The sequence below is a fragment of the Algoriphagus resistens genome, assembly GCF_001442615.1.
Classification (GTDB): Bacteria; Bacteroidota; Bacteroidia; order Cytophagales; family Cyclobacteriaceae; genus Algoriphagus; species Algoriphagus resistens.
This window is the reverse complement of record NZ_LMXN01000005.1, coordinates 31,841-54,915: the sequence shown is the minus strand read 5'-3', so window position 1 is coordinate 54,915 and position 23,075 is coordinate 31,841. Positions and strand designations below refer to the sequence as shown.

Annotated in this window: 18 protein-coding genes; 10 read left to right on the top strand and 8 right to left on the bottom strand. The window is 41.7% G+C overall.

Features of this window, described 5'->3' with window-relative positions; all coding sequences use genetic code 11:
• Nucleotides 1-184 precede the first annotated feature (184 nt).
• Nucleotides 185-1,666, bottom strand: a complete 1,482-nt coding sequence (gene proS, locus AS141_RS10830; protein WP_057937686.1) for a proline--tRNA ligase — start codon at nucleotides 1,664-1,666, stop codon at nucleotides 185-187.
• A 233-nt stretch (nucleotides 1,667-1,899) separates the two neighbouring features.
• On the opposite strand from proS, the gene AS141_RS10825 reads away from it, so the two are divergent.
• Nucleotides 1,900-3,114, top strand: a complete 1,215-nt coding sequence (locus tag AS141_RS10825; RefSeq protein WP_057937685.1) for a DUF5320 domain-containing protein — start codon at nucleotides 1,900-1,902, stop codon at nucleotides 3,112-3,114.
• A gap of 180 nt (nucleotides 3,115-3,294) precedes the next feature.
• Complete coding sequence (locus AS141_RS10820) at nucleotides 3,295-4,800, top strand: OmpP1/FadL family transporter (protein WP_057937684.1); 1,506 nt, start codon at nucleotides 3,295-3,297, stop codon at nucleotides 4,798-4,800.
• Here the strand turns inward: AS141_RS10820 and AS141_RS10815 are convergent.
• From AS141_RS10815 to AS141_RS10805, 3 genes are read right to left on the bottom strand one after another with little or no spacing between them, the layout of a single operon-like run.
• Nucleotides 4,778-5,320 (bottom strand): shikimate kinase, encoded by a 543-nt coding sequence (locus AS141_RS10815; RefSeq protein WP_057937683.1) that lies wholly within the window; start codon nucleotides 5,318-5,320, stop codon nucleotides 4,778-4,780. The two genes, AS141_RS10820 and AS141_RS10815, sit on opposite strands and share 23 nt — an antisense overlap.
• A 3-nt stretch (nucleotides 5,321-5,323) precedes the next feature.
• Nucleotides 5,324-6,424 (bottom strand): BT_3928 family protein, encoded by a 1,101-nt coding sequence (locus AS141_RS10810; protein ID WP_057937682.1) that lies wholly within the window; start codon nucleotides 6,422-6,424, stop codon nucleotides 5,324-5,326.
• Nucleotides 6,417-6,962, bottom strand: a complete 546-nt coding sequence (locus tag AS141_RS10805; RefSeq protein ID WP_057937681.1) for a DUF1599 domain-containing protein — start codon at nucleotides 6,960-6,962, stop codon at nucleotides 6,417-6,419. Before AS141_RS10805 ends, AS141_RS10810 begins: the two co-directional genes overlap by 8 nt.
• A 122-nt stretch (nucleotides 6,963-7,084) precedes the next feature.
• Here AS141_RS10805 and folP point away from each other — a divergent pair, with 122 nt between their 5' ends.
• The 3 genes from folP to AS141_RS10790 all read left to right on the top strand — a co-directional run bounded on the left by folP (nucleotide 7,085) and on the right by AS141_RS10790 (nucleotide 9,854).
• Nucleotides 7,085-7,861: a dihydropteroate synthase gene (gene folP / locus AS141_RS10800; protein WP_317043032.1), complete on the top strand. Its 777-nt coding sequence runs from the start codon at nucleotides 7,085-7,087 to the stop codon at nucleotides 7,859-7,861.
• Nucleotides 7,858-8,739, top strand: a complete 882-nt coding sequence (cdaA, locus tag AS141_RS10795; RefSeq protein WP_057937679.1) for a diadenylate cyclase CdaA — start codon at nucleotides 7,858-7,860, stop codon at nucleotides 8,737-8,739. The genes folP and cdaA overlap by 4 nt, the downstream gene beginning before the upstream one ends.
• Nucleotides 8,740-9,143: 404 nt before the next feature.
• The gene (locus tag AS141_RS10790) at nucleotides 9,144-9,854 is read left to right on the top strand and encodes a DUF5715 family protein (protein ID WP_057937678.1); all 711 of its coding nucleotides are present in this window, start codon (nucleotides 9,144-9,146) and stop codon (nucleotides 9,852-9,854) included.
• A 300-nt stretch (nucleotides 9,855-10,154) separates the two neighbouring features.
• Here AS141_RS10790 and kbl read toward each other — a convergent pair whose 3' ends face one another.
• A complete protein-coding gene (gene kbl, locus AS141_RS10785) occupies nucleotides 10,155-11,351 on the bottom strand; it encodes a glycine C-acetyltransferase (RefSeq protein WP_057937677.1) in 1,197 nt (398 codons plus the stop codon).
• Between the two features lie 155 nt (nucleotides 11,352-11,506).
• On the opposite strand from kbl, the gene AS141_RS10780 reads away from it, so the two are divergent.
• The 5 genes from AS141_RS10780 (at nucleotide 11,507) to AS141_RS10760 (ending at nucleotide 19,358) form a co-directional block, all read left to right on the top strand.
• Entirely contained in the window at nucleotides 11,507-12,454 is a 948-nt protein-coding gene (locus tag AS141_RS10780) for an NAD-dependent epimerase/dehydratase family protein (protein ID WP_057937676.1), read from the top strand.
• 412 nt (nucleotides 12,455-12,866) lie between these two features.
• Nucleotides 12,867-15,608, top strand: a complete 2,742-nt coding sequence (locus AS141_RS10775) for a DUF1553 domain-containing protein (RefSeq protein WP_057937675.1) — start codon at nucleotides 12,867-12,869, stop codon at nucleotides 15,606-15,608.
• Between the two features lies 1 nt (nucleotide 15,609).
• Nucleotides 15,610-17,103, top strand: a complete 1,494-nt coding sequence (locus tag AS141_RS10770; protein ID WP_057937674.1) for a DUF1501 domain-containing protein — start codon at nucleotides 15,610-15,612, stop codon at nucleotides 17,101-17,103.
• 34 nt (nucleotides 17,104-17,137) lie between these two features.
• On the top strand, nucleotides 17,138-17,983 hold the full coding sequence (locus tag AS141_RS10765; protein ID WP_232424874.1) for a sugar phosphate isomerase/epimerase family protein: 846 nt from the start codon (nucleotides 17,138-17,140) through the stop codon (nucleotides 17,981-17,983).
• Nucleotides 17,976-19,358, top strand: coding sequence for a c-type cytochrome domain-containing protein (locus tag AS141_RS10760; RefSeq protein ID WP_057937673.1), 1,383 nt, complete (start codon nucleotides 17,976-17,978; stop codon nucleotides 19,356-19,358). The genes AS141_RS10765 and AS141_RS10760 overlap by 8 nt, the downstream gene beginning before the upstream one ends.
• 141 nt (nucleotides 19,359-19,499) lie before the next feature.
• Here AS141_RS10760 and AS141_RS10755 read toward each other — a convergent pair whose 3' ends face one another.
• Genes AS141_RS10755 through AS141_RS10745 form a run of 3 tightly spaced genes read right to left on the bottom strand, consistent with a single transcriptional unit; the run spans nucleotide 19,500 to nucleotide 22,832 of the window.
• A complete protein-coding gene (locus AS141_RS10755; protein WP_057937672.1) occupies nucleotides 19,500-19,853 on the bottom strand; it encodes a Spx/MgsR family RNA polymerase-binding regulatory protein in 354 nt (117 codons plus the stop codon).
• A gap of 15 nt (nucleotides 19,854-19,868) precedes the next feature.
• Nucleotides 19,869-21,179 (bottom strand): glutamate-1-semialdehyde 2,1-aminomutase, encoded by a 1,311-nt coding sequence (hemL, locus tag AS141_RS10750; RefSeq protein ID WP_057937671.1) that lies wholly within the window; start codon nucleotides 21,177-21,179, stop codon nucleotides 19,869-19,871.
• A 3-nt stretch (nucleotides 21,180-21,182) separates the two neighbouring features.
• Complete coding sequence (locus AS141_RS10745) at nucleotides 21,183-22,832, bottom strand: ABC transporter substrate-binding protein (RefSeq protein WP_057937670.1); 1,650 nt, start codon at nucleotides 22,830-22,832, stop codon at nucleotides 21,183-21,185.
• Nucleotides 22,833-23,075 lie beyond the last annotated feature (243 nt).

Sequence of the window (23,075 nt, the reverse complement as noted above, 5' to 3'; positions counted from 1 at the left end):
CTTATGAAGATAAAAATCCATAAGCCATTCTGCTTTAATTAGTTGAAAATTTCATTTAACCAGATCGCATATAAACGATTTTCAGAGGGTTAAATTTATATTTTCACACCTATTTCATGGTGAAATTTATGCAAAGGATTTTTTCAGTGGTCTCATATTTCCAGGCTTGCTTATTGATTAGGCTTTAATAGGCTTTTGCAAAAAGAACCCTACCAACTGAAGGCCTCCCTGAATAGACACAAATCCCTGCCTCTTCTTTTCTATCTAGGGGAATGCAACGAATCGTGGCTTTCGTGAGATCTTTGATCTTTTCTTCAGTCTCCGCTGTTCCGTCCCAATGAGCAGACAAAAACCCTCCCTTCTCTTCCAATATTTCTTTGAATTCGTTCCAGGAATTTACTTCTGTCGTCATTTCGCCTTTAAAGCTTAAAGCTTTGGTGTAAATACTAGTCTGTATTTCATCAAGCATAGCAGTTATTTTCTCCGAAATCGGCTGAGAGGCCAACTCAAATTGCTCCTTAGTCAAGGTGTCTCTTCTGGCAATTTCAATGGTACCGTTTTCCAAATCTCTAGGACCGATGGCAATTCTCAATGGAACACCTTTCAGTTCATGCTCTGCAAATTTCCATCCCGGCTTATGCGTATCACGATTGTCATATTTCACTGAAACTCCGACCTTACGTAATGCCGCAATAAGCTCGTTAGCTTTCTCTGTGATTGCTTCAAATTCCTCATCTTTTCTATAGATCGGAATAATCACCACTTGAATTGGAGCCAGTTTAGGAGGCAGCACTAATCCGTTGTCATCGGAATGAGCCATAATCAAAGCCCCCATCAAACGGGTGCTGACCCCCCAGGAAGTACCCCATACATATTCTAATCCACCTTCTTTGGTAGCAAATTTCACATCAAATGCCTTAGCAAAATTCTGTCCCAAAAAGTGAGAGGTTCCCGCCTGCAAAGCTTTGCCATCCTGCATCATCGCTTCGATACATAAAGTATCATCAGCACCCGCAAAACGTTCACTTTCAGTCTTTCTTCCCCTTACAACAGGTAAAGCCATAAAATCTTCTGCAAACTGAGCATAAACATTCATCATTTGCATTGTCTCCTCTTCTGCTTCCTTTTGAGTAGCATGAGCTGTATGACCTTCCTGCCAAAGAAATTCAGTAGTTCTAAGAAAAAGTCTTGTTCTCATTTCCCAACGGACAACATTTGCCCATTGATTTACTAACAGAGGAAGATCCCGATAAGATTGTACCCAGTTTTTGTACGTACTCCAAATGACAGTTTCTGAGGTAGGGCGAACTATCAATTCCTCATCTAGCTTTGCTTCAGGATCCACAATCACACCACTCCCGTCCTCAGCATTTTTCAATCTGTAATGAGTAACTACAGCACATTCCTTCGCAAAACCTTCCACATGGCTGGCTTCCTTACTTAAATAGGATTTTGGGATAAAAAGCGGAAAATACGCATTAGAATGACCTGTTTCTTTAAACATGCGATCCAATTCTGCCTGCATTTTCTCCCAGATAGAATAGCCATAAGGTTTGATGACCATGCAGCCTCTGACAGCTGAATTCTCTGCCAGATCGGCTTTTTTTACTAATTCGTTGTACCAAAGCGAATAATCCTCGCTTCTCTTAGGTAGTCCTTTACTCATTGTGGTTGGTTGAGATACAGATTATGGTTATTTTTGCTAACTTATGCGGGGCAAATATAAACCAAAAAGTATAACCCTTCACCCCTGTCTCCGTATAAGAAAGCAACAATTAAACTTCTACTATGAAGAATTCCTCAATTATAACATCATCATTTATCCTTGGATCTCTGGTATTGGTTTCGTGTAGCACGAATAAATTAGCTACGACGAATACTAGTGATAATTTGTACTTCATGGCTTCAGACGCTAAGGTTGCCACTGAATACGCCGTACAAAACAATAGCCCTGAGCATTTTCAATCGCTTTCATCTACTTCATCAGAGCCTATTCCACAAGAGAGTTTTAGCTCTCGCAATGTGAATCCAGACTATCTTGCAAGATACCAGGCCGAAGAAGATACTGTCCAGGACGATGTCGTGTACTTTGATGAAGGACAAGAAGTAGCAGAAAATGACCCTGACATCAATGCTTACGACAATTATCGAGTAAATGGATCAGGCAATAATTCCAACTTTAACAGTTCTCTGGCTTTCAATATGGGAATGATGTATGGAATGGGTAGCATGGGAATGATGTACGGAATAAATCCATGGGGAATGGGTGGTTTTTATGATCCATTCTGGGGACCAAGTTTTGGTTATAGACCTGGATTTAGTATGAGTATAGGGTTTGGCTTTGGCAGCCCCTACTATCGCCCAGGGTTTGGATATGGTGGATTTTATGATCCATGGGGAATGCCTATGTATGGTTGGGCTGGTTATCCAAGATACGGTTACGCGCCAATCTATGTGACCAATCCTATCTACGTACTTCCTGGTGGAGAATACGGGGACAGAAGAGTTGTGCGAGGGGCAAGACCTACAAGAGGCTCTTCACTTGCCGCATCCAGAGGAAGTGTTTCCAATGCAGCGCTTCAGCCCAGCACTGCCAGGGCTCAGGCTAGAAGAGATGTTTTAAACAATAGTACTACTTCTAGAAGAATAGTTTCCAATTCAGCTAATTCAAGAGCATCTGCAAGAGATTTCAGCTCCTCGCAAAACGACTACTATAATTCCAGAGCTAGACAAGGAAGTAGTAGAAATGTGAGTTCTGCCGCTTTAGATAGACCAGTCTCAAGAACTAGAAGTGCAATGCCTTCTGCTAGACCAAGTATAGCTAATACAAACTCCCGATCTATTAATTCAGGTAGGGGTGGTACAGTAAGATCTTCTTACCCTGCTACAAATAGCAGATCATCTAGCCCTTCATATAATAGAAGTAACGTTCCTAGCAGAACTTCGTCGCCTTCTTATAATAGAAGTAACACAAATATGAGAACTGTAAGTCCAACTAGAAGTACTCCAACTACCAGAAGTACTCCAACTTACAGTACTCCAACCAGAAGCAGTGGATCTTCAGGAGGAGCTACAAGAAGTTCATCCCCTTCAAGGGGGGGACGAGGAAATTAATCCTCTATCATATTATATATTTGGATAAGGCAGTGGGTTCACTGCCTTATTTATTGCTACGTATAAACCGCTTGAACCTATTTCAGCAACCTTTAGCGCTTTTTAGGGAAAGAATATTGAGATTAAGTAACAATTCTATCCCAACTGCACGTTTATTAATCACACCCAAATCAAATCTAAATGAGAATATCCATTCTGGTTTTATCCCTATGTATTATTACGTCTTCTTACACGCTGGCCCAAAGTGGATACTATGAAGACGCCTTTCGCTTCAGTCAGGTTAAACCTGCAGGTTCTGCCCGAATTATGGGAGCCGGTGGGACACAATGGTCACTTGGGGGCGATGTTTCAAATATTGCAGGAAATCCTGCAGGACTCGGCTTTTTCAGAAATTCAGAAGCAAGCGCAACTGTTGGCTACACGGACTGGGGAGTGGAAACAACTTATCTAGGGCAAAACAAGAGCTATAACACGACAAACTTCTCTTTGCCAAATGTTAGTTTTGTAATGGCAAACCCAAAAGGTGAATTTGATAGAGGAGCATTTAAAGGAGGATCCTTTGGAATCAGTATCCAAAGAATTGCCAATTTCAATACCGAATATGGATATTATTCGGATCAGCCTGGCCAAACCTCGATAATAGATTTCTATCTACAGGATGCAAATGGATATCCCGAAAATCAGGTTGAAAATTTCGGATTGACTGGAATGGCGTATAATACCTATCAAATCAATCCAAAGCTGGATAGTAATGGCCAGGTGATCACTGGAGAATACGAGCCTATTAACGGATTCATTTCCCCTTTTCAGGATGAAAATATCACCCAGGAAGGCAGCTCAAGTCAAATCACTTTTGCCTATGGGGCCAATTTCAATTATAAATTATTCGTAGGTGGCTCCATAGGATTTAGAACCTTGAATTATACCTCTCGGAAAATATATAATGAGGAATTTCCTGAAGGCCCATTGATCAACTCTAATCTCCAGGAGAACCTGGCAATCAATGGCGGTGGAGTCAATCTTAACTTAGGATTAATCTATAAACCAATAGATTACCTGAATTTGGGATTTACCTTTCAGACCCCGACATGGTATGCCTTGAATGATGAATACAGTGCGGGTATGGTCGTAAATTATGACAACTATGATTATGAACCCGAAGGGATCACCCTAGGTCAAGTCGAGGATTTCACAGATATATTTATTAGCTCGTATAATTTGAATACTCCGCTGAAAATCGGAGGTGGCGCTACAGTTTTCCTTGGAAAAAATGGTTTTCTTTCTGCTGATGTAGACTGGGTAGATTACAGTGCTGCCAAAATCAATTCCAGTGATTTTGATGAAGGGCCAGATAATCTGGAAATTCAAAATCTTTATGGCAGCACAATCAATTTTAGATTTGGAGCTGAATACAAAATCAGCAATTTCAGGGTAAGAGGAGGCTATGGCTACTACGGTGATCCCATTGCCAATTCAGACTACGACAGAAGTACCCAGCAAATTAGCGGAGGAATTGGCGTGAAACTCAACAAATTCTCTGTGGACTTTGCTTTAGTAAACCAAAAATTCAACACGCTTTACGGCAGCTACCAGGTGCTCGACAATCAGGGAAATAATATTGGGCCAGTGACTGAGCTCAAGAACAACCAACTCAACGGAGTACTTACGCTTGGTCTGAGCTTCTAAGCAATCGGATTAATTCTGAAACTAATAACTCAGCGGAAAAATCCTCTCCGCTGAGTTTTATTTTGGATTGCCTATAAAAATAATCTCTTTCCACAAGCAGACTTTTTAATTTCAGGATAATTTCCCCTTGGTCAAGCCCGGAAAACATTGGCCTATTTTGGGTTTTGGTCAAGCCTAATCGCTTAGAAATCTCCTCCAACGGAACATCTAAATACACAGAAACTGCTTTTTTATTGATTAAGTCCATGTTGTCGTTAAAACACGGGCAACCGCCTCCGGAAGCAAGGACAAAGGAAGCTTCTTTGCGTAATAACCTCTGAAGGACTTCTGTCTCCCACCTGCGGAACTGACCTTCCCCATAACGGGAAAATATATCAGGAATCTTCATCTGATAACTTTCTTCTATCTGATAATCCAGGTCATAAAACGGAAATTGCAAAATAGATGCAAGTTGCTTTCCAAAGGTACTTTTACCTGAACCAGGCAGTCCTACCAAAACAATTTTTAAATCCTTGTCCATTCCTTAGTGCATGTACAGATCCAAAATCTCACTTGCGTCAGGTGTATTGTTGTGATGATACTTTTCCAATACTGTCCCATCTTTTAGCACCATTATTCCAGGATTGGCACGAATCATAGTTTTAACCACCGTAGCGTCCGCTTGAAGGCTAAGTATATCCCACCCTCTGGATAGAGTGAATTTCTGAATTTCCTCCTGGGATGCTGCAGCTACAAAAACAGGCTGGACAGGGGATCCAGAAAGAGATTTGATCAGCTCGTCAATTTGCCCAAGATTCGAATCACTCATTTTAGCCATACTGCTAGCTAAAATCAGCACCTTACTTCCAGTGAAAACTTCCTCAGAATAATCTCCATCCTCATTCCAAACTGCAAAATCAGAAATCTTCGGTAAAGCTTCTGGGTTCTTCAGGTTCATCTCTACAAACTCTAAGCTTTCGTCAGAAGGATATTGATCAAAAGTTGATAGCTCACCATCCTTTTTCATCACATAAGTATACTGGAGAGGTGCAGAGGGCTGCATATTTTGCGGGATGTTCACACCTGCCTTATATGCTCTAAAATCAATGAATGGTAAATTCCTCACTGCCACAATTGCGAGCACAAAAGACAATACCAAGGATATAACTGTAAATCCTGAAGCCCATACCGGTGAGGACTTTGGTAAATCCGCCTGAAACAAGAAAAGTATTGAAATCAAAACCAATAGGATCAAATCCTTATAAAAAGATTCCCACGGTGTCAGTTTTATTGCATCGCCAAAGCAACCACAATCTGTCACTTTATTAAAATAAGCAGAGTAGAATGTAAGAAAAGTGAAAAACAAAATCATCAAAGCCAAGGCCCACACAGTGAACCTGCTTTTCACGCCCAGGACAAGCATCACACCCAAAACCACTTCCAACACTACCAGAAATATCCCCAGTTCTAGTGCGAATGGCTTTAGATAAGCAAAGAAACCTGCAATATCTGTAGAAAAAACATCAAAGTATTCTTCCAGTTTAATCGATGTCCCCACAGGATCGTTGACTTTAATCAATCCAGAAAAAATAAAAAGGCCTCCGACAATAAACCTAATCACCCACAAAAAACCCTGCTTAAACATGATATTTTAATTTTATCAGACAAAACACTGCATAATTGATCATATCCTGATAGTTAGCTTCTACGCCTTCCGATACCAGGGTTTGGCCTTGGTTATCTTCTATTTGTTTTGTGCGAAGCAATTTCATCAAAATAATATCTGTCATCGAACTCACTCTCATTTCCCTCCAGGCTTCTCCATAATCATGGTTCTTATTTTCTAAAAGACCTCGGGTTTCATTCACCCAATGATCATAAATCGGCTCCAGTTCTTCGAAAGGAATTTCCATTCGATCATCTTTACTATAACTGATTTGAAGCAGAGCAATCAGGCAATAATTTATAATTCCAACAAAATCATCTTCGATCGGGTCATTCACTTTTTGATTTCCCTTTTCCTGAATAGATCGAATACGCTGCGCTTTGATGAAAATTTGATCCGTAATGGACGAAAGGCGGAAAATCCTCCATGCCGTACCATAATCTATAGTCTTCTTACGAAATAGTTCTTTACAACGGCTGATAACTTCCCTATATTCGTTACTCGTTTGCGTCTCCAAAGTTTCTTAATTTAATGTTTCCTCTTCCTGGCAGGTCTTCTAAAATCGAAGATAAGTCATTTCCACAAAAAAACACCCTCCAAATCGATGGTCGGCTAATCAGCTGGGACAAACCACAGCTCATGGGAATAGTGAATCTAACACCAGATTCTTTTTTCCCTGGAAGTAGAACAGAGAAATCTCTAGCTAAAATCAACACATTAGTCAGTACACACATTTCCAATGGTGCCAGTATTCTGGATCTCGGAGGCTACAGTTCCAGACCTGGTGCAGCTGAAGTAAGCTTACAGGAAGAAATTGACCGGGTAATTCCTGCGGTGGATTGGATTGCTTCTAATTATCCCAATATTTTAATTTCAGTTGATACTTTTCGTGCCAAAGTCGCTGAAGAGGCGATATGCTCTGGCGCCCATATCATAAATGATATTTCATCGGGCGATCTTGACGGAGAAATGATACCAACAGTGGCCAAACTCCAGGTACCTTATATTGCCATGCATATGCGGGGAAATCCTCAAAACATGCAGAAAAAAACGAATTATTCAGATATTTTGGGAGAAATATTGTATTATTTCGCTGAAAAGCTGGAACAATTCAGAAAGTTTGGCATCAAAGATGTAATCATTGATCCCGGCTTTGGATTTGCTAAAACACTCGAACAAAATTATTACTTGCTGAGGAACCTTCGTCAGTTTGAATCGCTTTCATTACCGTTGCTGGTAGGGATTTCCAGAAAATCCATGATATCTAACGTGCTGGAAGTAAGTGCCGAAGAAGCGCTGAATGGTACCACTGCATTAAATATGTTTGCCTTATGTCATGGCGCAAACATCCTTCGAGTACATGACGTTAAAGAAGCTAACGAAACATTGAAACTATATACCACATTATACCCTTGACATTACTTTTCAAAATAGGATTTTTAGACATCTCCATCGTCAATATCATCGATATTGCCTTGGTAGCTGCCCTATTATACCAAGTATATAAACTTCTAAAAGGCAGTGTTGCAATTAAGATTTTCCTTGGTTTCTTATCCATCTATTTAATCTATCTCCTAGTAAGAGCACTTCGAATGGAGCTTTTGTCTGCCATTTTGGGCCAGTTTATGGGCGTAGGTGTGATAGCAGCTATAATCATCTTTGCGCCAGAAATCAGAAAATTTCTCCTTCTAATAGGTCGCTCTTCCCTCCTTTCCGATGATAACGTCTGGAAAGACATGCTTTTCTTCTGGAGAAAAAAAGACAATGCTATTTTCAATATCAGCCCTATTATAGACGCTTCAAAAACATTGGCAGGAAGTAATACAGGCGCTTTGATGGTGATTTCAAAAAGTACAGAATTGAAGTTTTATGCAGAAAGCGGGGATATATTGGATGCTGAACTTTCAAAAAGACTTCTTATTTCAATCTTCAACAAATTCAGTCCCCTTCATGACGGCGCTGCCATCATTCATAATGGTAGAATCAAAGCAGCCCGCTGTATTTTACCGGTTACTGAACGTGAAGTCCCTGCACAATTCGGACTTCGCCACCGGGCTGCCATAGGGATGTCAGAGACTACTGACGCTATAGTCTTGATTATATCTGAAGAGACTGGACAATTATCCATGTCAAAGAACGGTAAAATACTTCATAATATGTCCTTTCAGGAAATCCGAGAGACCATCAATGATTACCTGAACAACCTGGATGTTGATACTCGCTTTGAAGATTTAGAAGAATATGAAATGAAAAAACGAAGAAAGCTCGCAATGACCAGTAAGTCAGCGTCATAAAAAACACAAAAAGCTCACAAAAAAAATTGATTTTAGGAAAATATTTCGCTCCTGACTTTTACTTTACACCAAGTGCTTTAATATCCATTTTTTTTTTCATTTCGTTGAATCCAAAAATAGTTTGCCTACCCCATACTATTTGCGCCAGGAATACGTCATTCTTATGTCATTAGTGTCACAATGCCATTTCCCTGTACGGAATACCACTTCAATAAGTTAACTATCCCCAATGTAATTTCTTTTGGAATATGATTCCAAAAAATGCAAGTTGGTTTCCATTCCATAAAATAGCATGGCAGCTAGTAAACAAACCACCTAAAACCAATTAGATGGAAGGTTATGGTTTAATCTTTGCTCATCCCTTCCACTTTCCGCAGAATCACAAACAAAGCGCTTATCACCCTATGAAAAACAAACCATTATTGTACCTCGCTGCTTTTTTCCTACTTTTTACCGCAGGCACCCTCGCTACCCAGGCATATATGCCTGAATGGAAAAAACAGCTAACAACCACCTATTCTTCCCTTATCACCAATCCACAACCGGAGAAAATTGAGCCTTTAGAAGTGGATATACCTGTCCCGAGAGTTATCCCTCCTATTCCGGAGGAACTAATTACCAAAGAATATGACAAACATCTGTTTGCAGCAGAATATAATGGATTTGGGTTGATTGAGGGGGAAAGTCATTTTAAAGAATTAATTGAAGATGAGAAATTAGTACTTGTAAATCAGGGAAGCGGGTACGATGTTATGCGCTTATCGCATAGCCATCCTTACATTACACCATACTCGAAAATCATCCTTGAAGAACTTGGCATAGCTTTTCAAACCCTTACAGATAATGAGAGTTTCTTTACTCTTACTTCGGTTACACGGACTCCTGAGCAGCAAAAAAGCCTAAGAAAGAGGAATAGAAATGCAACTGAGGGTATTAGTTCCCACTCTTATGGCTCCTCATTTGACATCTCTTACATTAGATTTAATGGTAAAAAAAGCTTCGACAGGAAAAAGCAAAAAGCACTTGAAAAGGTTTTGGGTAGATTTCAGGAAGAAGGTAAAATATTTTTTATTAAAGAAAGAAAACAGCGTTGTTTCCATGTGACTGTTAGGTAAATGTTTATAGGTACGAAAAGCCTTTACAGTATCACTATCCAAACCTAATTTTCAAAAAGTAGACAACTGCAAACTTGTGCTTTCTTGGGAAATATCCGGATAAAAAACCTGCGGGTTGGCTTAAAAATTTCAAATCCCGAACAGCAAAATCAACCCATAATCCGTATTCTACCTAAATCTCTGTACGCAGTTAAAAAAAAACCGGGAATCTAAAAATAGAAACCCAGCCTTGAGGCATCCGACACCTGGCGCCCTACAACCAACCGTAACATCGGCATTTCGCAGCTCAATTCTTGAGAGCTAGGCTATCACCCCCAGTTCTTTTCCAACTTCAGTGAAAGCTGCAATCGCCTGATCAAGATGCGTCCGATCATGACCTGCCGAGATCTGAACACGTATTCTGGCTTGGCCTTTCGGGACAACAGGGTAATAGAAACCAATAACATAAATCCCTTTCTCCAGCACCTTCTCTGCCATCTTCTGCGAAAGAATGGCATCATACAACATAATCGGCACTATGGCATGCTCGCCGGGTTTGATATCAAAACCCACAGCAGTCATTTTCTCCCGGAAATACTTCGTGTTTTCTTCCAGTTTATCTCTCAATTCAGTCGTCTCAGATAACAGGTCAAATACCGCTATTGAAGCCCCCGTGATGGATGGTGCCAACGTATTTGAAAACAAATAAGGTCTGGAACGCTGACGAAGTAATTCAACAATCTCTTTCCTCCCAGAGGTAAATCCTCCGGAAGCGCCACCCAATGCTTTTCCAAGCGTACCGGTGATGATGTCTATCTTGCCCATCACTCCGCAATGCTCATGAACTCCCCGGCCTGTCTTTCCCATGAATCCTGTAGAATGACACTCATCGGTCATCACCAAAGCTTCATATTTCTCAGCCAACTCCACAATCTTATCCAGCTGTGCAATCGTCCCATCCATAGAAAATACGCCATCAGTCACGATAATTTTTTGCTTCGCTCCTTTTATGACAGCCTCCTTTAATTGGGCTTCCAGATCTTCCATATCATTGTGCTGATATCTGAAACGCATGGCCTTGCAAAGTCGTACACCGTCAATGATAGACGCATGATTCAAAGCATCGGAAATAATAGCATCTTCCGGACCTAGAATAGGCTCGAAGACTCCCCCATTGGCATCAAAAGCTGCTGCATAAAGAATTGTATCTTCTGTACCTAGAAATTCAGAAATCTTCTTTTCCAATTCCTTGTGAATATCCTGGGTTCCGCAAATAAATCGCACAGAAGACATACCAAACCCATGTGAATCAATGGCAGATTTGGCAGCTTCAATCACTTTAGGATGGGAGGAAAGCCCTAAATAATTATTGGCACAGAAATTCAAAACTTTCTGTCCGCCGGCAATGGTAATTTCTGCTGACTGTGGAGAGGTAATGATACGCTCTTTTTTAAAAAGGCCTGCTTCCTCTATTCCCTTAAGCTCTTCTTGTAATTTGGGTCTGAACTGATCGTACATACTGGCTAGTTGATTTTATGTTATTCAAAAACGTCTGGTTCCTTTAGTCAAAAAACCTGCTCAGAAAGCAGTTTTTTCTTACTTTTGCGACTGCAAACCCAAATATAAACAAAAACCCAGAGCTCGGCTTTAGGTAGATTTTGAAAGAAATATTAATGGAAAAAATCCTCGTTATTGGAGCTGCTGGACAATTGGGTTCGGAACTCACTAAGTCTCTGGCAGATCAGTTTGGTGCTGAGCAAGTAATCGCTACAGATCTCAATGAATCAGCAAGATCAAAATTTGACTTTTGTCGCTTTCAAGTCCTCGATGTGATGAACAAGGAAGGTTTGAGAAACCTGGTCAAAGAAGAAAAAATCACCCAAATCTATCATTTGGCGGCAGTGCTTTCCGCTGTAGGTGAAAAAAAACCACTTTTCGCTTGGGAACTCAATATGGATAGTCTGCTTCATGTCCTGGAGTTGGCAAAGGAATTTAACTTGAACAAAGTCTACTGGCCGTCATCTATTGCTGTTTTTGGACCAAATACCCCAAAAATCAATACACCCCAATATTGTGTAAAAGAACCTAACACCGTATATGGCATATCGAAGCAGGCGGGGGAAAGATGGTGTGAATACTATTTTCAGAAATACAATGTGGACGTTCGAAGTTTACGCTATCCGGGTTTGATCGGCTATAAGTCTCTTCCAGGCGGTGGCACAACTGATTATGCCGTGGATATTTATCACAAAGCATTGGCAGGAGAAAAATTTGATTGCTTTCTCCGTGAGGACAGTTCTCTGCCCATGATGTACATGCCTGATGCCATCAAATCTACCTTGGATCTGATGAACGCTCCTCGCCAAGCCGTAAAAATACGATCCAGTTACAACCTTGCTGCCATGAATTTCACTCCTGCTGAAATCTATCAAAGCATCCTCAAGTACATTCCTGATTTCAAAATCGAATATCATCCTGATTTCCGACAGGCAATTGCTGACAGCTGGCCAGACAGCATTGATGATTCCTGCGCAAGGAAAGACTGGGGATGGAAACATGATTACGATCTGGATGCCATGACCCAAGATATTTTGGAGAATCTTCCAAATTTTAAATTTTAATAATTAGTACCCTGTTCCTAGTAAAGCAGGGTATTTTTTTCACTGGGTCACACAGGCCATAAACCTAAGATTGGTAAGTAATTTCTCAGACTGCGTGAGAAGGAAGTCTTAATTCTAGCTATCCTTTGAACCCTGGGCAGCATGGATTCTCTCTAAGGACTTAATCCGTGTCAAAATGAAATGGGATTGACATCTCCCCATACCAGGCCGGGCCCGACAGGGCAGCGTGAAGGGAAGTACAATATACCTAAGCGTTAAAATAGCGGGATGACCAAAACTTCACCAGTTGGTTCCCTTTCCCAATCCCAAAATATCAGAATAAAAGCACATCTTTATTCATATTTACCCCAATCCTATAAACGGTTTTCGAAGTAGCGCAGAATTCTTTACTTTCAGGTTCATTCAATGACCCATGAATAATCTTAAAGTAGCTGGCTTACTTTCCCTTGCCATAATCCTTGGTATTACAGGTCTTTTGATTTTTGGCCAGGAAAAAGAAGTAGACTTCAGTACACAGATAAAACCCATCTTAAATAAAAACTGCATTTCCTGTCACGGAGGTGTCAAAAAGAATGGTGGATTCTCGGTGCTTTTTGAAGAAGAAGCTTTTGCCAAAACAGAATCTGGTCACCCTGCAATTATTCCTGGTGATCCCAATGGGAGTGAATTAATCAAGAGATTAACAGCTTCAGACCCAGAAGTGAGGATGCCATATGAGCGAACACCACTTTCAGAAGATGAGATCGACCTTCTCAAAACCTGGATCAAGCAAGGCGCTAAATGGGGCAAACATTGGGCATATGATCCTGTGCAAACACCTGAGATTGCGGAGCAAAGAACTACGGCGGGATTTACTTCTGACAATAATCCCTCCGCAATAAATTCCATCGATTTTTATATAGGCAAAAAACTCGAAGAGAATGGCCTGGCTTTTTCGAAAGAAGAAAAGCCACTCAGACTTCTCAGGAGAGCCGCCCTCGACATTACTGGCCTACCCCCTTCAAAAGAACTATTGACCCAGTATTCTTCCCAAAGAATCTCTTACGAACAAGCGGTAGATCAGCTGCTTTCCTCTCCTACCTATGGCGAAAAATGGGCTACTTGGTGGCTAGATCTGGCCAGGTATGCAGATACAAAAGGCTATGAGAGGGATGTTTCCCGCACAATGTGGCCTTATCGTGATTATGTAATCCGCGCACTCAATGCGGACAAACCATTCGATGATTTTACCATAGAGCAATTAGCCGGAGACTTACTTCCAAATCCTACAGAGGAGCAACTAGCCGCAACAGCCTTTCATCGCAATACCATGAATAATGACGAAGGGGGGACAAATGACGAGGAATTTCGGGTAGCCGCAGTTTTGGACAGAGTGAGTACCACTTTTGAGGTTTGGCAAAGTACCACCATGGCTTGCGTACAATGCCACAGTCATCCCTATGATCCTATTCGTCATGAAGAGTTCTATCAATCAGCGGCCTTCTTCAATAATTCAAGAGACGAAGACACACACGATGAAGAGCCTAGATTGAGATTTTATTCACCTGAAGAGAAAAAAGAAATTGAGTCTGTTCTTGCTTGGGTCAAAACAAATGAAAGTGCAAAAGCTGTCGCTGAACGCAAAAACTTCCTGACTTACCTGGAGCCAAAATATCCTTCACACAATGCTGTTGATTTCACTAATGCAGAACTTATTGACACTAAATGGCTGGGGATCCAGGCAAACGGCTCTGCTTATCTGAGAAAAGTTGACACGCGAAGTTCTGATCAATTGCTTATAAACTACGGCTCAGGCCTAAATGGAAGCGAAATGACCATCCGGAATGGAGGCCCCGAAGGGGAAATTCTAGCCGCTTTTTCTATCAATAAAACAGACGGAGATATTATCCGTGCTATCCCGTTCAAGCCTACAAATGGATTGATAGACCTCTATCTAGAGGTAAAAAACCCAACTGTCAGATCAGAACAAAACGCTGCAAAATTTGTATGGTTTGCTTTTGTTCCTACGCTGGCAGGAAAGGATAAACCGGGTTTCAGGAATATTCAAAATTCTTGGGAAACCATCTTGGATTTCAAGGGAACCAAGCTTCCAATTATGATTGAAAATCCAGACTACATGGCCAGGGAAATGCATGTTTTTGAGCGGGGAAACTGGATGATGTTGGGTGACAAGGTCAATCCGGAAACTCCCAAAGTTCTTAATGACTGGAATCCTGAATGGCCTAAAAACAGGCTGGGTTTCGCCTATTGGTTGACTGACAAAGAAAACCCACTTACTTCGAGAACATTGGTCAATAGAGTTTGGGATCAGCTTTTTGGTAGAGGAATCGTAAGTTCCCTGGAAGATATGGGAACTCAATCCGACCCGCCTTCACATCCAGCACTGCTTGATTATTTGGCATGGAAAACGATGAACGAGTACGATTGGAGCATAAAAAGTTTGATTCGTGAAATTGTAACTTCTGATACTTATAAGCAATCGTCTGCTGTGTCTGCCGAGCTTTTCAAAAAAGATCCGCAAAACAAGTGGTACGCACGGGGACCAAGATTCCGATTAAATGCCGAACAAATCCGGGACCAGGCGTTGGCTGTTTCTGGATTACTCAGTGATAAAATGTATGGCCCTGGAGTCAAACCTCATCAGCCAGAAGGTATCTGGCAAACAGTATACAATGGGCAATCATGGAAGGAAAGTGAAGGAGAGGATGCGCATAGAAGAGGAATCTATACTTTTTTGAAGAGGACGAGTCCTTATCCTTCCTTCATCACCTTTGATGCAGCAAGCAGGGAGGTCTGTCTAAGCAGAAGAATAGTCACAAATACTCCGTTACAAGCTTTGGTCACGTTGAATGACCCTGTTTATCTGGAAGCCGCTTATTATTTAGCAGAAGATATGATTAAGCAAGATGCCAGTAAGCCCACAAAAGGCATTGCCTACGGCTACCAAAAGCTTGTACTTAATCCTATCTCAGACACAAAACTTGAGGCACTTTCTAACCTTTACAATGAGGCACTTATCGAATACAAAGATAAACCTGACTCATTGAGAACATTCTTTTCCATTCAGGATAAATCAACAAATCCTGAGCAAGCTGCCATGTCTGTAGTGGCAAATGCGCTGTTGAATATGGACGAATTCTTAACCAAACCCTGATATGCAAAATCTCGATAAAATGCTCGCAGAATTTGCGCAGCAGAAGCTGGAGAAACAAACAAGAAGACATTTTCTGATGGATTGTGTAGCCAAAGTCGGTGGACTGGCAATGGCGCCGCTGATGTTCGGTTGTGGTACAGGATCTTCAGAATTAAATCTCAGCCAGAGAGATCTCAACCCGCTTTCTCCTTTACCTCCACCTTATGGGGCAAAAGCGAAATCAATCATTTACCTCCACATGGCTGGGGCACCTTCCCAATTGGAGTTGTTTGATTTTAAGCCTGAGTTGGCGAAATATCACAATCAACCATGCCCTCAGTCCTTACTGGAAGGGAAGAAATTTGCTTTTATCCGTGGAGTTCCTAAAATGCTTGGTCCTCAAGCTAATTTCTCCCAGCATGGAGAATCCGGCGCTTGGATTTCAGATTACATGCCGCATTTCCAAAAGTTGGCTGATGAAGTTTCTTTTTTAAAGGCCGTGCATACAGATCAATTTAATCATGGCCCTGCCCAACTTTTGATGCAAACGGGAAGCGCGAGACTTGGCCGTCCTAGTTTAGGAAGCTGGGTAACCTATGGATTGGGTACAGAAAATCAGAATTTACCCGGATTTGTGGTGCTTACTTCCGGGGGAAAAACCCCTGATGCAGGCAAAAGTGTTTGGGGTAGCGGATTTTTACCCTCCGTTTATCAAGGTGTGCAATGTAGATCCAAAGGCGATCCTGTTCTCTACTTGGATGATCCTGAAGGAATGTCGCGAAACTTAAAGAAAAACGTCATTGATGCAATCAATACAGTTAATAAAGAGGAGTTTAATGCTTATGGTGATCCCGAAATTCTTGCAAGGATCAACCAATATGAAATGGCTTACCGAATGCAGATCGAAGTGCCGGAAGTCATGAATATCACGGATGAACCTGAATCAATACATCAATTGTATGGAACCAAGCCCGGCGCAGAATCCCTTGCAAATAATTGCCTTCTTGCCAGAAAACTAGTAGAAAAAGGAGTCCGTTTTGTCCAGTTATATGATTGGGGATGGGATACACACGGTACTGATCATGACGGCTCGATTGACATGGGGCTAAGAAATAAATGCCGTGAGATGGACCGACCAGTTTCTGCACTGCTGCTGGATTTGAAACAAAGAGGACTTTTAGAAGATACATTAGTGGTCTGGGGAGGAGAGTTTGGCCGTACGCCTATGCAGGAAAACCGGGAAGGCAAAACACAAAGTTTCCTTGGAAGGGATCATCACGGAGATGCATTTACCATGTGGATGGCAGGAGGCGGTATAAAACCGGGCGTGACCTATGGCAGAACGGATGATTTTGGATTTTCAGGCATAGAGGATAAAGTTTCTGTCCATGATATTCACGCCACCATTCTTCATCTGATGGGCTTTGACCATGAGCAATTCACCTATGAATTTCAAGGTCGACCGTTCCGATTGACCGATGTGGAAGGTGAATTGATCAATAAAATATTAGCTTAATTACCATATGATTCCTAGAATTACCTGCCTCTTTTTGTTAGTAGTTAACTCACTTTCACCAGTTTTTGCCCAGCAGCAGCTACTCTTCTTTCAGACGGACTGGGGAAATGAACTTTCCGTGGATGAGTTTTTAAAGCGTACCAAAAACGACGGCTATGATGGGATTGAGGTTTGGTTTCCATCCGATGAATCGGTTCAAAAAGAACTCAAGGCAGGACTGGAAAAGTACGATCTGAAAATCATGTTTCTCCATGGGACAAACAAGGGACTGCCTTACGATGAGGCGCTCAAATCATACGAAGAAAACTTACAAAAAATCATAGCCTGGAATCCAATAAAGATTAATTCTCACACCGGGTCAGATTATTGGACTTTAGAACAGAACAAGGCTTTTATAGACGTAACGGTAACGGCAAGTAAAGAATCAGGAATTCCTATCGTCCATGAAACACATCGGAGCCGCTTTTCATATTCCGTTCCACTGACTGTGGCCATGGTGAAGGCTGCTCCTGAATTGCGGCTGAATTTGGACATCAGTCATTGGATGGTGGTTCATGAGCGCCTGATAAAGTTGGATGATCCTCTCTTACAGCAGGTTCTTTCAAAAGTGGACCATATTCATGCACGGATTGGTTTTGCAGAAGGCCCACAAGTGAATAATCCGGCAGCACCGGAATGGCAAACTGCTTTGGACACACACCTGGATATTTGGGAGCATATTATTAGAAATTCTGCTCAGGATATATATACCATAACTACTGAATTTGGGCCTCCCCCCTATTTACCTACCGTTCCATTTTCTAATGTGCCCATCGCAGATCAGTGGGAAGCGAATGTTTTTATCATGAAAGCCCTTAAAGCCCGCTTCGCAAATGATTGATTTTATCTTGCCATTATTCGGGCGGTTTCATCCGATTTTGGTGCACTTGCCGATTGGCTTCTTGGTTTTTGGGGTGATCTTGATTTTTTGGTCAGCAGAAAAGTATGCGATATACTCCCCTATTATCAAATTGGCATTTCTGTTAGGAGGAATTTCGGCTGGTTTGGCCAGCATAAGTGGATTTATGCAATTCCAATATGAAGGGTATGGTTGGGATACGGTTCAACTTCATCTCATTTTAGGGATTTTCACGACGTTTCTGTCATTTGGACTTTGGTATCACTTGCAAAAATCAGCTGTATCTCCTCCGCGGTTGAAAATCAAAGGAGCACTCCTTTTGGCAATATTAACACTCACGGGGCATCTTGGGGGAAATATCACGCACGGTGAGAACTACTTTACGGAAGTTTTACCACCAGCGCTTCAAGCTTTCTTGGGAGGTGAGGCAAGCAGCAATGAACCCCTTGAACTCCCCGCAGACAATTGGGAAGAAGTAGAGTTCTTTACTGGAGCGATTCAGCCGATTTTGGACCAAAATTGCAAAAGCTGCCATAATCCGAAAAAACTTAAAGGAGAGCTGGATCTCAGTTCCTTCAAAGGAATACATAAAGGGGGCGAAAACGGAGCTATCCTAGAGAACGGAAATGCTAGGGAGAGCTCACTTTTTGCCAGGCTTATTTTGCCAGAAGACCATGATGACCACATGCCGCCGAAGGATAAGCGCCAACCCAGAAAAGAGGAGATAGAATTGATCAAAGCCTGGATTGAATCCGGTTCTGCTGAACATGCAACGCTTGGTGAAACATCAATACAGCTGAGTTTGGTAGAACCATTTTTCAAGAAAGATGAAAAGCCATTTTACCCTGTCGTGGCGGTACCAACCCTTGCAGAAGATTCCATTTCCATACTCAGAGGCAGTGGATTCTTTGCCGAGGTAGTGAAAACAGACTCGCCATTTTTGAAGATCAGCTGTATCAACTTTCCTGCTTTTTCTGATTCAGATTGGAGCTTATTAGCATCTGCGAAAGAGCAGATTGTTTATCTGGATCTCACCGGAACCAAGATTACCGACGCTATTTTAGAACAAGTATCATCTCTTCCAAACCTGACAGTTTTGAAACTCAATCAAACATTTATTGAAGGAAAAAACCTGGATAAACTGAACCAATCCAACAATCTGAAACTGCTTTACCTAAACGAAACCAAGGTGAATTCTGGGCAACTTAAAGCATTGGACAAACATCCAAGACTAGAAAAAGTATTTGCTTTTGACACACCAGCTGCTGATTCGGGTACCTCTTCGCAATTTAGTTTTCACCTCGAAACAGGTAATCTCAGCTTACCTCCTTTGCCGACTGACACTATTGTGTACTAGTAAAATTCTAACTACTCTTCGGAATCCGCAATTTCAAAGTTTATTAAAGGATTACAAATCCAACTATAAATCATTCGAGGTCACCACCTCGAAGAGCAATATAGCCCTGGTAACAAAATGTGCCGCCGTGTTGCGGGAACTTTATTTCAAATGCCCTTCAATCAATTCAGGATCAAAACCCAAAGTCAGACTTCCGTCTTTGTAAACGATCACCGGACGCTTGATCATACTTGGGTTTTCTTCCAAAACAGGAATCGCAGTCTCCTCACTTTCAAGAGCTGATTTCTGCTCATCAGTCATTTTCCGATAAGTCGTTCCTTTTTTATTCACCAAAGAACCAAGATCAGTTTTCTCCAAAAAACTTTCTAAAAGTGGCGCTTCAGGCTTTTGCTTTTTATAGTCAATGAAGTCGTACTCCACTCCTTTTTCCACTAGGAAATCGAAGGTCTTCTTCATCGTATTGCAATTCTTAATTCCGTAAACTTTGATAGGCATGGATCAATAATTTCTCTAATTTTCTATTTGTTTCAATGCAAGTATCTCCACCATCGCTTCCTTATGAGCGACTAAAATCTGATCAATCAATTCATCTTTCAAGGCGGTAGATAAGAACAAACTTTCAAACTGGCTCGGTGCCAGGTACACGCCACGCTTCAGCATCGCCTGGAAATACTTTCCAAATAAAACGGTGTCAGAAGTCTTTGCACTTCCAAAATCATGTACGGGCCTATCTGTGAAAAACAACGAATACATACTTCCAACGCTATTAATCGTATAATTCAGTCCTAGCTCCTCATTGATACTTATAATTCCCTCTGTCAATTTCGTTCCGATGTGATTTAGCTCGGAATAAACAGTTGGATCTTCATTCAGAATATTCAACATGGTCAATCCGGCAGCCATAGCGATTGGATTTCCGGAAAGTGTACCTGCCTGATAAACAGGTCCGGCAGGTGATACAAACTCCATTATCTCTCTCTTTCCTCCATAAGCTCCAACCGGCATACCTCCCCCGATAATTTTGCCAAGTGTAGTCATATCAGGGGTTACGCCAAAAACTTCCTGGGCGCCACCTTTTGCCAAACGGAACCCTGTCATCACTTCATCGAAGATCAGAACAATTCCTTCTCTTGTACAGATTTCCCGAAGTCCCTGTAGATATCCTTCTTTGGGAATACAAAGCCCCATATTTCCCGGAACAGGTTCCAAGATCAATGCTGCAATTTCTCCTGGATTTGCCGCTACAAGCTCCTCAATCGCCTCCAAATCATTGTAAGGAGCGATCAGGGTATCCTTAGCCGTTCCTTTGGTTACTCCTGGCGAGTCTGGATCTCCCATCGTCATTGCCCCAGAACCTGCTGCAATCAAAAATGAGTCACCGTGACCATGGTAATGCCCTTCCATCTTGATAAATTTATCCCGACCAGTGTAGCCTCTGGCAACCCGGATAGCTGACATGGTCGCTTCCGTACCGGAATTCACCATTCTAACTTTCTCTATAGAAGGCACCATGCTTACGATCAGCTCAGCTATTTCCACTTCACGTGCTGTAGGAGCACCAAAAGATGTCCCATCTTCCATAGCCTGAATTATCGCATCCTTCACTTTCGGGTGATTATGGCCTAGGAGCATTGGCCCCCAGCTGTTGATCAGTTCTATGAATTTATTTCCATCCTCATCGTACAAAAATGCCCCGTCTGCTTCTTTTATAAAAAGCGGTTCACCACCAACCGCCCGAAAGGCACGAACAGGAGAATTCACTCCACCTGGAATGAAATTTTGGGCTTTGGCAAAAAGTGCCTTACTCTTAGAAATATTCATGATTTAATCTAAAGGTTTCAATTCACCCGCTTCTAACTTGAACACAGGCACGTATTGATTATTGTGGGCTCCTTGGAAATTGAATCCCCAAGTCAAATCACCAGCTTGGAATGCTTTCTGATCCAGGTTTCTTCTTAAATCAAATCCCTTGGTGTCAGACATGTTGGATGCAATCCAATTGACCAACTCCACTCCAATGGCAGCGTTCATGCTTGGGAAATTCAGGTACTTGTCGTAAAATTTATTCCGGAATTCCTGCATAGGCTCACCATAAAAATTCAAGGTATTATTGCCTATGAAATAGAAATTAGGAAACTCCAGCATTTCATAATTCGCAAAATTAAACCCCAACCACGAGTCCATTACCAGTGTCGGTATGGAAGCTGTAATTGATTCCATCAATGAAAATGCAGGCTGAGCAATCGATGGGTCATCTGAAAGTAGAATAATCTGATCCACAGACACAGTGGATTGACCTCCACGGATTCCCAATCCCTGCAAAAACTCACTGGTGTTTCTTGGATTGATTTGTTCGTATTTCACCATCTGAAATCCAGCTGCTGCCAATTGATCTTGAAGCATTTTCGCCAACATCTCATCACGGGAACTTCCACTATATCCAACGGCAACCCTTTTGCCCCAATTCTGCTTTCTAAGGCCTTCCACAATTCCCTCCGCTATCGAACTAACAGATGGGCGGAACAAATAACTGTACCTCAATTCTTCAAATCGTTCACCAAGGTTTGAAAGTGGATGGACAAACGGAATCTTGGCCGTCTCAGCAAAACTGCTGACTACATCAGATTCGTCAGGATAAATCGGACCGATAATAATATCAGCAGAAGCAATAGCGGGTTCTGTCAATAGACTTTGTAAATGAGCTACATCTCTCTTCGAATCAAAAGTCAACATGTTGACCATGGTTCCATTTTGCTTCAACTGCTCTACTCCGTATTCCAACCCCTGGTACAATTCAAATACGAAATCATTCTGCGGGATAGTCGATAGGTTTGTGCGGGAGGAATTAGTAAAAGGCAAAATCACCACAATATCCAATACCTCGTCTTTCACCGCATTTTTACCCACGTTTGCTTTGCCTTGTAACTCATAGTAAGCTGCACGTTCTGTTGCCGAAAGAATAGTCTGATTTTCCAATACTCTCTTCAGCGCTTCTCCATAGCCACTATTTTCCTTGAACTCCGAAAGGTTGGCTATCATAAAACTAACACTGACCTGCTTCAGATTTTCGTATGTGGCATTTTCAGCCATTGACATAAGCTTATCATCTCTGATTTTTTTGATGAGTCTAAGAGCTTCTAAATTCTGTTGGTTTTTGAAATAGGCAACGGCCAAAAGGTATTTCGCTTCTTCTGATTTTGCCCAGTTGCTAGTGACTACAGGTTCCAAAGCAGTTACTGCTTGTCCCGGCTGATTGGCTCCCAGTGCGGCTTCAGCCAAATGAAAAGCTGCATAGTTTGCCAAATTCCCATACTCCTTAGGATCGGTAAATTGCTTGAAAAGAGGAATTGCTTCCCAGTAATTTTTGGCAGCCAGCTCGGACTGAGCCTTGCGATAGTCATCCGGTGTGGGAATTTGGGCAATAGCAAAACTCAAGATGAAAAATACCGGAATTACTAAAAGAAATTTTTTCATTATTTCGAGGTGAATCAAACATCAAACAGGGTCTGCAAATTTAACCCATTATTTTCAAACCCAAAGTTCGAGCCGAAAAGGCTTAAGAAGGAATATGATTATCTTAATTGATGTCAATTACCACATTTCCCTTGATTTGGTAGACAAAAGATCGGAGATCGATGACCGAAGGAGCTTAAATACTTCATTCCCAAGCCTCCTTATGATAATTTTATCCCACGATTTTCTAATGTAGGTAAACAT